Annotated in this window: 7 protein-coding genes and 1 pseudogene; 3 read left to right on the plus strand and 5 right to left on the minus strand. The window is 44.2% G+C overall.

Going from position 1 to position 13,215, the window contains the following annotated elements:
* The first annotated feature begins 8 nt into the window (after nucleotides 1-8).
* Entirely contained in the window at nucleotides 9-1,316 is a 1,308-nt protein-coding gene (gene rimO / locus QE390_RS08535; RefSeq protein WP_307141832.1) for a 30S ribosomal protein S12 methylthiotransferase RimO, read from the plus strand.
* 230 nt (nucleotides 1,317-1,546) lie between these two features.
* Nucleotides 1,547-3,139, plus strand: coding sequence for a bacillithiol biosynthesis cysteine-adding enzyme BshC (gene bshC, locus QE390_RS08540; protein WP_307141833.1), 1,593 nt, complete (start codon nucleotides 1,547-1,549; stop codon nucleotides 3,137-3,139).
* Nucleotides 3,140-3,551: 412 nt separating this feature from the next.
* Here bshC and QE390_RS08545 read toward each other — a convergent pair whose 3' ends face one another.
* A complete protein-coding gene (locus QE390_RS08545; RefSeq protein WP_307141834.1) occupies nucleotides 3,552-4,643 on the minus strand; it encodes a lipase family protein in 1,092 nt (363 codons plus the stop codon).
* 107 nt (nucleotides 4,644-4,750) lie between these two features.
* Here QE390_RS08545 and QE390_RS08550 point away from each other — a divergent pair.
* Nucleotides 4,751-5,893, plus strand: a pseudogene (locus tag QE390_RS08550) (cystathionine gamma-synthase); the annotation flags it as partial.
* A gap of 57 nt (nucleotides 5,894-5,950) precedes the next feature.
* Here QE390_RS08550 and QE390_RS08555 read toward each other — a convergent pair.
* From QE390_RS08555 to QE390_RS08570, 4 genes are all read right to left on the minus strand, one after another.
* Entirely contained in the window at nucleotides 5,951-6,436 is a 486-nt protein-coding gene (locus QE390_RS08555; protein ID WP_307141835.1) for a hypothetical protein, read from the minus strand.
* A gap of 24 nt (nucleotides 6,437-6,460) precedes the next feature.
* Complete coding sequence (locus QE390_RS08560) at nucleotides 6,461-7,933, minus strand: SusD/RagB family nutrient-binding outer membrane lipoprotein (RefSeq protein WP_307141836.1); 1,473 nt, start codon at nucleotides 7,931-7,933, stop codon at nucleotides 6,461-6,463.
* Between the two features lie 11 nt (nucleotides 7,934-7,944).
* Nucleotides 7,945-11,049, minus strand: a complete 3,105-nt coding sequence (locus QE390_RS08565) for a SusC/RagA family TonB-linked outer membrane protein (RefSeq protein ID WP_307141837.1) — start codon at nucleotides 11,047-11,049, stop codon at nucleotides 7,945-7,947.
* 702 nt (nucleotides 11,050-11,751) lie between these two features.
* A complete protein-coding gene (locus tag QE390_RS08570; RefSeq protein WP_307141838.1) occupies nucleotides 11,752-13,206 on the minus strand; it encodes a RagB/SusD family nutrient uptake outer membrane protein in 1,455 nt (484 codons plus the stop codon).
* Nucleotides 13,207-13,215: the final 9 nt, after the last annotated feature.

Genomic DNA, 13,215 nt, shown 5'->3' on the forward strand with positions numbered 1-13,215 from the left:
ACTAGTCAATGAAAACCAAAACATTACGCAAGAATAAAGTCAATATCGTGACGCTGGGTTGTTCTAAAAACCTGGTAGATTCGGAGAACCTTTTTACCCAGCTCAAAGGCAACGGGTATAACGTCGCTCACGAGTCAGAGAAGGACGATTCGCAAATTGTGGTGATTAATACCTGCGGCTTTATTGATAATGCCAAGCAGGAATCCATCGATACCATCCTCCGCTACGTAGACGCGAAAGCCGAAGGTATCGTCGAGAAAGTATACGTAACGGGCTGTTTGTCGCACCGCTATAAAGACGAACTGGAGCTTGAAATTCCAGAAGTTGATGCCTGGTTTGGAAGTAACGAAATGCCTCGCTTGCTTAAAACCTTAAAGGCGGATTACAAGCATGAATTGGTCGGGGAACGCCTGTTGACTACGCCTGCTCATTATGCTTATCTGAAAATCGCCGAAGGTTGCGACCGTCCCTGTAGTTTCTGTGCGATTCCGTTAATGCGGGGTAAGCACGTGTCCCGGACGATTGAAGATCTGGAAACGGAAGTGCGTTCCTTGGCTCGTCGCGGCACGAAAGAGCTGATTCTCATTGCTCAGGATTTGACGTATTACGGACTGGATATTTACAAAAAACGGAATCTGGCAGAGTTAATGGATCGCATTTCGGACGTAGAAGGCATCGATTGGATTCGTCTGCAATATGCGTATCCTTCCGGTTTTCCAATGGACGTGCTGGATGTAATGAACGCCAAGCCAAATATCTGTAAGTATCTGGATATGCCCTTGCAAACGGGTTCGACAGAATTGCTAAAAGTCATGCGTCGTGGCATTACTCGTGAAAAAACGGAAGAACTCATTCATTCCATTCGTGATAAAGTCCCTGGTATCGCTTTGCGAACGACGTTGATCGTCGGTCACCCCGGCGAAACAGAAGAGTTATTCGAAGAGACCTACCGTTTCGTAGAAAACTCCCGCTTTGATCGTTTGGGTGTGTTCCAGTATTCACACGAAGATTCGACGCATTCGGCCACGATGGAAGACACTATCCCAGCCGAAGAAAAACAGCAACGGGCCGACGACATTATGGAATTACAACAGGGCATTTCTCTGGAGTTGAATCAAGCCAAAATAGGCAATACCTACAAAGTATTGTTTGATCGAAAAGAAGGCGGTTACTTCATCGGTCGTACGGAATTCGATTCTCCTGAAGTAGATAACGAAGTATTAATTCCCGCTACTCAATACGTAAGTCAGGGTGATTTCGCTCAGGTGCGTATTACTTCTGCGGAAGAATTTGATTTATACGGAGAGTTAGTGTAAAAGCAATGCTAGTTAATAACAGAAAAAAGGATTGAAAGTCAGCTTTCAATCCTTTTTTCGTAGAGACATGATGAGTCGCGTCTGGATGCGAATGGTACTCGTTTAAACGTGAACAAGTGAATTAGTGAAGCTTAGAGGCGATGAATCGCATCTTTACGAACGGGGGTGAAATATATGAAAAGCACCAACCTGAAAACTTTTTGAACTAAGCCAGACCTGATACAGTTTGTTTGCCAGTCCCGTTTTACGAACTTCGGGCTCGAAATCCCGGTATTATGCAGGTTAGCTGTATCTCTTTAGCCCACACGCGGCAGTTTTCTTCGCTTTTTCAAGAGTTTATTTCTGGTCAGGAAAAACTGAAACCTTTTTATGGAGAGTTTCCTGATTTAGAAGGATTTAGAAAGCAAATTGAGCAGAAAAAAATCGATGTTGAGAAGCGAAAAACGCTCGTTTCTGTCCTCGAAAAACAATATGCAACCATTGAGAATAAACCCGACTTTAGCGTTTTACTCAATGACAAAACCTTTACGGTAACTTCAGGCCATCAGCTTAATATTTTCACGGGTCCGCTCTACGTAATTTTCAAGTTAGTAACGGCAATTAATCTGGCGAAACGGCTCAAGCAGGAATTCCCGGAATATACCTTCGTTCCCGTCTATTGGATGGCTACGGAAGATCATGATTTTGAGGAAATCAATCATTTTCGCCTTTCGGGCAAAACCTATACCTGGCATACCGAGCAAAAAGGAGCGGTGGGCCGGATGAACCCGAAGGAGTTAGCCACTTTACTAAAAGAAATTCCCGAACGATTGCCACTCTTTGAGCAGGCATATCTACAACACGAAACATTGGCAGATGCCGTTCGGTATTACATCCACGAATTATTTGGGGCCGAGGGATTGATTTCGCTGGATGCGGACGATCAGGCTCTGAAAGCCGAATTTCGTCCAGTTATTGAAGATGATATTTTCAATCATACGGCATTTACGCTCGTACAGGAAGCTTCCGAAAAACTGGAGCAACTGGGGTATAAACAGCAGGTAACACCGCGTGAAATTAACTTTTTCTATCTGGAAAATGGCCTGCGTGAACGGCTGATTCCTGAAGAAAACGGTGTTAGTGTGAATGAAACCAATCTTACTTTTTCGGAAGCGGAAGTACGAAGAATGCTGAAGGAAAGCCCTGAAGTTTTTAGTCCGAATGTCATTCTGCGTCCGGTGTATCAGGAGGTGATTCTGCCTAACCTGGCTTACCTGGGCGGGCCGGGCGAGCTGGCGTACTGGTTACAACTCAAACCCGTTTTCGATCACTACCACATTCCCTTCCCGATTCTGATGCCTCGTAATTTTGCGATGGTTATTAGTCCGGCGACGCAGCGACGCATTACTAATCTGGAATTGGAAATTGGCGATTTATTTGAAAACGAAGCAGTATTACGGAGGCAGTACGTAGAAAAACACGCCGCGTATTCGCTCGACATTACTCCTGAAATCCAGCAAATTTTAGCGGCGATGGAAGGCATTCGGAAGAAAGCTTTGGTGGTTAATCCAACGCTGGACGGGCATATCAAAGCCGAAGAACAGAAGCTCAAAAATTGGTCCGATCGACTGGATCGACGAATTTTTGCCTCCGAAGCTCAAAATCAGGAAACGGATATGCGTCATTTAAGTGAACTGAAGGCCCACCTATTCCCCGGTGGCGGCTTGCAGGAACGCACCGATAACTTCCTGAATTTCTATCTGGCCAATCCTAAATTCATTACCCAGTTGCTGGATACATTCGATCCACTGCGGTATGAATTTTATATCCTGAATGAAGAATAATAGGAGCGGCCTGATAATCTTACCAGGCCGTTCTTGTTTTATAATAGAATAGTGCGATGATCTCTGTAGAGACGTGACGTCATCGCGTCTGGGTAAGAGGCAAATTTTGTTACCCTTGCCTTATTTTTTCCGCCATGGCTGGTGTCCTCACCAGCCACTATGCTTTTATTGATGGCTGGTGAGGACACCAGCCATGGTGAGAGATTTTCATTTCCCAGTCAGCCGCGATGAAGTCGCGTCTCGCTGGAATCTGTTGGTTATTTTTCGGATAATAGGTCTGGCTCATCCGCCATGGCTGGTGTCCTCACCAACCACTATGCTTTTATTAATGGCTGGTGAGGACACCAGCCATGGTGAGAGATTTTCATTTCCCAGTCAGCCGCGATGAAGTCGCGGCTCTAGGATCTGTTGGTTATTTCCCCGGATAATACGTCTGGCTCAGGGTATAATACGGAACCAGCAAATGGTGAATAAATATATTCTTAGAGCTATCGGGATACTGTTGCCGATAAGCATCGTTAGGCTGTAAAATAATTGGCGAACCTGCCCGCATGTAGTTATTGCCCTTCTCATAATCCGGTTGAGGCAAGTCCTTTTTGTATTTCTTGATTTGCGAATACATCATCTTTCCTAAATTCTTACGAAAACGTTTTTCCGCAATTCGCGTGGCCCGATCCATCCGATTAAAAATCCGGCTCAGTACGATACGGGCAATGAAAGGCTGTTTTTTTAAAGTAGGCCTAATACTTTCGAAAGGGTTAACCTTATTGAAATCTGAAAGCGTCTGAATGGAAAAAGGCGTTTCCGGAACCCAGTCCGAAGCATTTAAAACGGTGTAACTCCACCCATCGCGAGTCAAAAACTCATAATCATAGGCGAAGTATAAATTACCCGGTTTAGGAGCTGCACTGCAATAGGTCTTGAAGCGAATATCCTGAGGTATTTCCTTGCGATTAACTAAATCGGCCAGATACGCACGTGTTAAGTACGCTAAAGCACCGCCCTGACTGTGTCCCATGATTAGAAATTCGCGGGTACCCGTTTTGTATAACTCCTGAATTTTTTCAACGATGGTCGGAGCTAGATCCGACAGCCCGATTGTCCAGCCGACATGAACCATTGCCCTGGGGTTTTGAGCCAGTTGATACCGAAAAACTCTATCGTTACCCAGTTTCAGTTCGCCCGTAGCCGGAATCATGGCGGCGTAGAAATTCTCTAGCCAGCTAGGGGTTTCCTGAACAGTTCCACGAATACAGATTACACCAACGCCATCCGTTCGCTTCCATAACTCCCAAAGATTCTTTAATTCCGATTCAGGGCTGCGGTACAAACGTTCGTAACGGACGGGCTTGGGAATAATGTTAGTTTTGGCGGTATCTACCTGTTGATGAAATAATTGAATCATTTCCCGGTACTCGTCGCCATCAAAACCAGGTTTTAGTTTTTGAGCAAAAGCCGAAGAAAGGCTTACTCCCCATAGAAGAAAAAGTAAAAAGGGTTTCATAAATACAGGTTGGAAAAGGTGAATTTTTTAAAAGGAATAGGTTTTTGCACAAAAGAATAAATTAAAGTCAGCTTGTTACCGAACTTACGAAAAAATTAGAACAAAATCTTATGCGTTTTGCCACGAAAGCCATTCATGCCGGCGTTGAACCCGATCCCTCTACGGGAGCGATTATGACGCCTATCTATCAGACTTCTACCTACGTTCAGGAGGCTCCGGGCGTACATAAAGGATACGAATATTCCCGAACCCATAACCCCACCCGAACGGCTTTGCAACAGGCTTTGGCTGCTCTGGAAAATGCGAAACATGGCATTTGCTATGCTTCCGGCTTGGCGGCTACGGATGCTCTACTGAAGTTATTTAAACCCGGCGATGAGATTATTGCTACCAATGATTTATACGGGGGAACGTACCGAATTTTCGTTCGAATTTTCGAAGACTTTGGCCTTAAATTTAAGTTCATCGATCTGAGCGATCCGGCAGTAGTTGATTCGGTTTTTACTGAAAATACAAAAATGCTCTGGCTGGAAACGCCGACAAATCCCTTACTTCGAATTCTGGATATTAAGACTTTAGCAGAGAAAGCCAAAAGTCGCGGAGTGCTGACAGTGGTGGATAATACGTTTGCTTCGCCTTACTTGCAGAATCCACTGGATCTAGGAGCCGACATCGTCATGCACTCGGTTACCAAATACCTCGGTGGTCACTCCGATACCGTTATGGGAGCTTTGATGCTGAATGATGACGAGCTCGCCAGCCGTCTTCGTTTTATTCAGAACGCTTGTGGTGCCGTGCCCGGTCCACAGGATTGTTTTCTGGTATTGCGGGGAATCAAGACCTTACACATTCGCATGAAGCAGCATTGCGAGAATGCCCGGCAGGTAGCGGAATTTCTGGTGAATCACCCCAAAGTAGGGCAAGTCTATTACCCCGGTTTGAAAAATCACCCCGGTCACGAGCTGGCAGCTACGCAAATGCGGGATTTTGGCGGAATGCTTTCTTTCGAACTCAAAGGCGATGATTACGAAGAAGCCATTCGGGTAATGTCGAGCTTTAACGTATTCTCTCTGGGCGAATCGCTGGGTGGCGTGGAGTCCTTATGCACGCATCCGGCAAGTATGACGCACGCCAGTATTCCTAAGTCCGAACGTGAGAAGTCAGGGCTAAAGGATACCCTGATCCGGCTAAGCGTGGGTATTGAAGATGTAGAGGACTTGATTGAAGATTTAACCCAGGCGATTGGGTAATCAACAAAAAAGCTCGACCCATGACGGTCGAGCTTTTTGTTACTGAAAGAATCAGGCTTAAGCCGTAATTCGAACCCTCACCTGTACGGGAATGATGGTTGCTCCGTTATCCAGCGTTACCAGGAACATGAAGGCAATTTCACCACCTGCTACAACCAGGGCACGGTTTGCCGCTGATTTTGATTTAAACTGAGACAGACTGGTTGTGAATTTAGCCATGGTTCCAGTAGCTGCAATAGGAGCGGAGATATAAGTTGCCGTAGCTACTCCACCTGCGTTGATACTGGTGCTTCCAGCAGAAACTTTCGTGATTTCTTTAATTGTACGGCCACTACTTTCGGGGATCGAAAGCGTAAATTCTAAGGCAGTAGTCGAATCCTTGATAGACTTAGTAATGTATGGATTGAAACCGTACGTTGTTGTCCCTGGAAACGTTACAGGCACCTCCGGCCGGTTGTCTTCGTAGAATGTTCCGTAGTCACTTTTGCAGGACGTAAAAGCGACGGCCATGCACAAGCTTAGGATGAGAAATATATTTTTCATTTGTGTCAATGATTAGAATTGAAACTAGTTAACGTCCCACCAAACCCGCACGTTCTGTAAAACGTTGTTGGGGAAATTAGGGTTACGAGCAATTTCCTGATCAATGTAACGAGCACGTACCGGACGAGTACCATCCACGCCAACAGCGTTTTGGTGCTGGGCTAACGTTGGGTAACCGGTTCTTCTCCAGTCATTCCATTGCTCTAAGCCGTTACCATACTGAGAAATGTATTTCTGCGTAATGATTTGCTTTATTTTATTGTCGTTACTACCTGAAAGCGTCACTACTGTTGGGTTCGCTGCGAAATAAGCGGTAATGTCAGCGTCTGAAATACCTGCTGAGCTCATGGAAGCCTTGATGCCTTCTTCGTATAATTTCTGAGCATCACCAGCGGTTCCTAAACGGATTACTGCTTCTGCCAGAATAAAGGCACGCTGCCAGTTAGTAATCAGACGAACGGGGCCTACGCCATTTTCTCCAGTTACGTATGTACTGAACATAGAGCGGGAAGTTGCTGGTGGTGGTGAACCAGCAAAGCCGTTATCGATGGTTACGTAACTACCACTAGGTCTGGTAACGAAAATCGGCAGGCGAGGATCGTTCAGACCCTGAAGCAGGTTCACAAAACGAGTACTGATCAACTGATCCGTGCTAAACGATGAGTTATACGTATAGGTATAAATCGGACTTTGGCTACCTACCTGACCCCCAAATTTAACGCCCAGATTCTGGTCATTGGTGGTAATGTAGTTATTGCCCTGAAGTACTTCGTTAATGATGGTTTTTGCCCGATCAGGATTAACGCTGCTGATTTGCATAGCCAACTTCAATAACAAAGTATTACCCGCTTTTTTCCAGTTATCCATCGTACCTCCGTACACCAGGTCATCAGAACCCGGTTTGGTGGTGCTGGTTTTTTCTAGATCTGCTAATCCTTCTTTTACTAAGTCGAAAAGGCTTTGGATGCCTTTTTCGCTGTTACCTAAGTAAATATCCTGCTGTGAGTCCAGACGAGGTTGCGTATTCGCTTCACCTTTCAGAGCCTCTGAATAAGGAATATCTCCCCAGGTATCCGTTGTCAACGCAAATGTATAGGCCTTCATGATTTTGGCAATTCCAATGTAGGCATTGGAGTTGGTCGTCTGTGCAGCTTCAATCAGTTTGTCGTAATTAATTAGGGCACCTGCATAGATCTCAAAACGCCACTGGTTACCGAAATCAGAACCATCTGTATTGTACCGGTCCCAGGTAGCAGGGCTACCATTGGCTCCGGCAGTTACACTCATGATGACGCTGGCAAAACGGTTCAGATCGTTGGCATTAGCGAAAGCAGAACCCACCAGACCACTAGGCAGCAAGGTCGCTGGAGTAACGGTGGTTGGGTTATTCGGCGTTTGGTTAATATCCAAAAAATCAGAACACGAAGATAAAGTGGCTAGCGAGCAGGCAAAAGTCAGCCCGGTAACCCATTTTTTATGTCTTGATAAGAATGTCATGTGAATCATAATTAGAATGTTACACGAAGGTTAACTCCATAATTGCGAGTTGTAGGAATCCCGTTCAAATCCAGACCCTGGATATTACCAGCACCTTGTGTGTTGATTTCAGGATCGCTGGGGAAACCAGGAGCAAACATCCATAAGTTTCTGCCACTCACGCCAACACTAATATTTCCAAATGGAGTACGACTCAGAAGCGTTTTAGGAAGAGCATAGCTTAAAGAAACCTCCCGTAAGCGGTAGGCGGTAGCATCAAATACGGCTCCTTCGGAAGCCAAACCACCTAAGCCCGCCCAGTACGTTTGTGCCGATACCTGGATATTGTTAGGACGAGTCGTTCCGTCAGCGTTTTGAATAACACCGGGCAGAATACGAGGCTGATCGCGATCAATACCCGTGATCTCTGTTTGTCCGGCACTTCTCATGTCAACTTGAGAGAAGGAATAAATCTGACCCCCTTTATTGATGTCAAACAGAGCCGACAATGTAATTCCTTTGAAAGAGAAGTTGTTCGTTAAGCCAGCAATCCAGTCTTTTTGTGGGTTTGAAATAACCTGACCAGCAATACCGGGCAGGAAACCACCCGTGTTAGGGTTAATCAGTAACTCACCACTTTCTGAACGGGCATTAGCCGTTCCGATGATTACACCATAAGGATAGCCTTCCGCAATGGATGGAGAGATACCTACGAAGCCATCACCGTTGATAGTTGAGTTAGTAACGCCTGGAGCAATCGAGATAACTTTATTGCGAATACGAGTAAAGTTCAGCATCAAATCCCATTTGAATGATTTGGTGTGAACCGGAGTGGCTGATACCTGCAATTCAATACCACGGTTACGCATTTCTCCGATGTTCGTAGTACGCGTGTCGTATCCACTGGAGTTAGAAATGGCTACGTCAAAAATCTGGCTGGTACTTTTGGTATTGAAGAAGGTAAAGTCAATACCTAAACGGTTGTTGAAGAAACCTAAATTCAGACCTGCTTCGTAAGAGGTAACAAATTCAGGCTTCAGGTTCATAGAACCAATTCGATTGCTGATTTGGAAACCAGGAATACTGCTGCCGCCTACACTTAAAGGGAAGGTTACGTCAGCCACGTTATTACCAAACGCAGCCGTGGTGTATACCGATTGCAAGAGATAGGGATCAGCATCACGACCTACCCGGGCAATGTTACCACGTACTTTGGCATACGAAATAACGTCTGATTCAACTTTGAAAGCCTCCAAAGGAACGAAGCTTAACGCTGCTGAAGGGTAGAAGTAAGCGTTCTGTCCTTTAGGTAAGGTAGATGACTGATCTACGCGGCCGGATAACTCCAGGAATAAATAAGATTTATAATCCAGCGATAACTGACCATAGTGACCAACCAGTCTTCTTCTGGTTGAAGATTCGTAAGAGCTCGTAAATACCGAACCGTTGCTTACGTTATCAAAACCAGGAATCGTTAATGCCTCTGCACCTACGCCTGACTGTTTGAATGAACGCTGGTTGAGGTTTTGACCTAATAACAACGTAGCATTCAGCCCTTGCACGAATAAATCTTTCTTATTCGCATTGATTAATAAGTCACCGTTTAATTCTGAACGGAACCGTAAATCTTCATCGATTTGTCCCTGGGGGGCACGAGCCGCTCCAATGCGTAAAACTTGTTTTCTATTATCAGTATACGTATCAGCCGTTACTCGGTAACTAACGTTTAACCAATTGGTGATGTCATAACCAACCGACAAGTTTCCGAAGACACGATCAACGTTGCTTTTATAGAATTCGTTTTCCAAACTCCATAAAGGGTGGTTCTGACCGTTTACGAAGTAGATACTTTTACCTGTAGCATCCTGGTAAGGACGTCCTACTAAATCAAAGCTTCTGGGAATACGGGTGATCTGCCCAAAGGCACTACCCCCATTACCCATGATTGTACCAGTCTGAGCTGACTTCACGTAAGTGATAGTTCCTCCTAACTTAACCCCATTTTTCAGTTTTGAGTTACCCCCTACCTGAACACTATGGCGGTCGAATCCACTACGGCGTACTACCCCATCTTGAATGGTACTTGAAATGGTTGCGGCAAAGTTATTGTCCTGATCCCCACCCGCAATGTTCAGCGAGTTTTGAAACATAGTTCCTGTTTGGTAGAAATCACGAACGTTATTCGGATAGGCCTGATAAGGAACGGTTTCGCCCCACGCTGTCTGTACGTTATCAAAACCAGGCGTTCCAAAAGCAGGTCCCCAGGAGGCCGTAGAGTTGTTTACATAGTTGTTCTGCGTACCTTGGCCATACCGGTTTTGGAACTTAGGCAAGTAAGCTACATTTTGCCAGTTAACGGAGGAATTAAACGTCACTTCTGTTTTACCGTTCAAACCTTTACCACTTTTCGTAGTGATAACGATTACCCCGGCAGAAGCCCGTGAACCATACAATACCGAAGCCGCGGGGCCTTTCAGTACGTTGATCGACTCAATACTCTCAGGGCTGATGTCTGAAAGACGGCTGGAAGGCTGCGATCCGAAAAGCGTATTTTGAGAGTTATCTACATCGTTACTGAAGATAATACCATCCACAACGATCAAAGGCTGGTTGTTACCGTTGAAAGAGGTAATACCCCGGATGTTGATGTTGGTAGAAGCCCCCGGAGCTCCCGAAGAACTCGTGATGTTTACCCCGGCTACTTTACCCTGTAAGGTGTTAAGTACGTTAGGCTCAGAACGTTGAGCTAAAGCACTGCCATTTACATTTTGAGTGGCGTAACCCAGCGAACGAGTATCCCGCTCGATTCCCTGAGCCGTTACTACGACTTCATTAAGGGATTCTGAGGTAGGTTGTAATACTACGTCAATGGTTGTTCTGCCGTTAATGGCTTCTTCAACCCGACTAAGACCAATGGAGCTGAAAACCAGCGAGGTAGCGTTATCAGAAATGGTTATACGATAATTACCGTTAGCATCGGAAGTAGTTCCCTTAGTAGTGCCTTTCACTACAATGCTCACACCAGGAATTGGTGAGCCGTCATCACTGGAAGTTACTCTACCAGTCACAACGCGATCCTGAGCCTGGGCCGTCCACCCGAAAAGCAGCAGGAACGTGAAGAATAAAAGTTTCTTCATGGTTTGTGGATGAATAGTTGGTTAAGAATGAAAATACAAATTGGGTACGCGTAAAATCCTGAAATAGCTCCTGGAAAACCAGAGCTTAATTAGGTAAGCAAAAGACAATTGCTGGAAAATGGAATGAATGCTGAATGAAGAAAGGATAGATATTGCATAGGCTCATAAAATGATGAAGTTGGAATAAAATTACTTACTATATCATTTATTAAAATGAGCATAAATTACTAAAAAAGTAAATGATTTGATGCTCGTTTTTAAAATGGGCTACAAAAATAGTGGTTTTAAATAAATGGCAAAATTTTATTTGGATAAAAATTGCCGAAGAAAGATTTTAATAAGCTATGAAGCGAGGTAGCCAATTTTTAGAAATGTATAAATAGAGGCTTTAAAGGGTGGTTTTTTATTAAAAATGAAAAAAATAGCCTTTATAAATCCCAAATATTAAATTTTCAGATGATGAAAATATTTTTTCTAATTTCTGCTTTCGTTTCAGGATATTCCAAAAAGAAGCAGAATCATATCCCTCAATGTGGGTTGAGTATTAAATACTATGTATCTCTATTTTATGCTTAATTTAGTGAGTAAGAAAAAATATAAAATAGACCGGGAAATTTATAGATTAGATAAAACGACATAAAAAAACGACTAGCCTTATGAGCTAGTCGTTTGAGTAGGATTGAGTGTATAATTTAATCGTCCTTAGTTGTCCTTCATTAGTGGATTCAGTGACAGTTCAGAAGCTGCAATCGGCCAGATGTAACCTGGTTCAGAAGGAGCTTTAGCAGAAATAGTTCCTTTGGCTGGGATGGTTTGTAGCAGACGCATTAAATCATTATTGCGTAAGCCTTCGCCTAAGAATTCTATTCTTCTTTCCAGCAAAATCGCATTAATAAGTTCCGTTGCGTTGGCAAAACTTGTTGTAGTAAATGTAGTAGTCGCATCAGAACGTGTACGTACGGCATTTAATAGGGCCACCGCCTGAGGGTCTACGCTATTTGACGTGCGAACTCTTGCTTCCGCTAAGTTCAGTAATACTTCAGAATAACGCATAACTGGGACATAATCAGAGAAAGTAGTTCCTATCTTATATTTAGTAAGCCAGCTTTTGTTTGCGGCCGTTCCAATAAACGATCTCCTTTTATCCGTCGATTTCCAAGTGGTATTTGCAATAATACCATTTGGATTTAATGAATACTCGCGGTTACCAACAGTCGGCGAATAGTAATAGGCTAACTGGTTTTGAGTACCAGGGTTATCACCTGACGTTGCAGTCATAGGCATTGATAAAATAGACTCTGTGGTATTAAAAGTGCTAAATACTGTAGAAATATCTGCCTGTAAAGCATTGGCCACACCAGTAGGGGCTGTAAAAGGAGCTGTAGAGTTGACTATTTTGTTCGCTTCCGTTATCACGTCAGCATAACTTTGCATGGTTAAATACACTCTTGTTTTTAAAGCGATAGCCGTATTTTTATGAGCACGTGTTGTATTTAACTCTGGAGTGCTATAGTTCGAGGGAAGAGAGGCTTCAGCTTCATTCAGATCCTTAAGAATCTGGGTATATACTTCAGCAACGCTACTACGAGCAAGCTGTAGATTGCCAGTAGCATTAACAATGCCGCTCAGACGTAAAGGTAAACCGGGACTTCCTCCATTGTTTTCAGCATAAGGACGAGCATAGTACTGAAGCAGACTGTAATAGCTAATCGCACGAATAAACTTTGCTTCAGCGATATAGCGAGCAGCGACATCGTTACCAACTACAGATGTTCCTTGACTAGCCATACCATCCAGAAAGATATTGCACTTATTAATCGTCAGATAGGCATACTGCCAGAGACGTTCAACAGCTGTAGCACTGTTAGTTGGATTTAATGACCAAACGTCAGAACCAGTAACCAGGTTAGAAGTTTCGTTAATAAATTCTTCTCCACGAATATCACCGTAAATAACGAAACGGCCTCCATAGAAGTTACCATGCTTCATAGCTTCATATAAAGACAGCAGCTGATTGGTAACTCGTTGCTCCGTTGCAAAACCGCTTTCGGCAGGAACCGAAGTTTCGGGTACAGGAGAAAGGTAATCTCTATTGCATGAACTAATCCCTAAGGCAGTCATGCAGAAAATGGATGCGTATATGAAATGCTTTTTCATGAATGTCCT

The organism is Siphonobacter sp. SORGH_AS_1065 (genome assembly GCF_030818595.1).
Lineage (GTDB): Bacteria > Bacteroidota > Bacteroidia > Cytophagales > Spirosomataceae > Siphonobacter.

Excerpts from the sequence above, each read along its gene's own strand:
- QE390_RS08555 (WP_307141835.1), bottom strand. The coding sequence starts at position 6,436 with ATGAAAAATATATTTCTCATCCTAAGCTTGTGCATGGCCGTCGCTTTT.
- QE390_RS08545 (WP_307141834.1), bottom strand. The coding sequence starts at position 4,643 with ATGAAACCCTTTTTACTTTTTCTTCTATGGGGAGTAAGCCTTTCTTCG.
- QE390_RS08570 (WP_307141838.1), bottom strand. The coding sequence starts at position 13,206 with ATGAAAAAGCATTTCATATACGCATCCATTTTCTGCATGACTGCCTTA.
- QE390_RS08565 (WP_307141837.1), bottom strand. The coding sequence starts at position 11,049 with ATGAAGAAACTTTTATTCTTCACGTTCCTGCTGCTTTTCGGGTGGACG.
- QE390_RS08560 (WP_307141836.1), bottom strand. The coding sequence starts at position 7,933 with ATGACATTCTTATCAAGACATAAAAAATGGGTTACCGGGCTGACTTTT.
- rimO (WP_307141832.1), top strand. The coding sequence starts at position 9 with ATGAAAACCAAAACATTACGCAAGAATAAAGTCAATATCGTGACGCTG.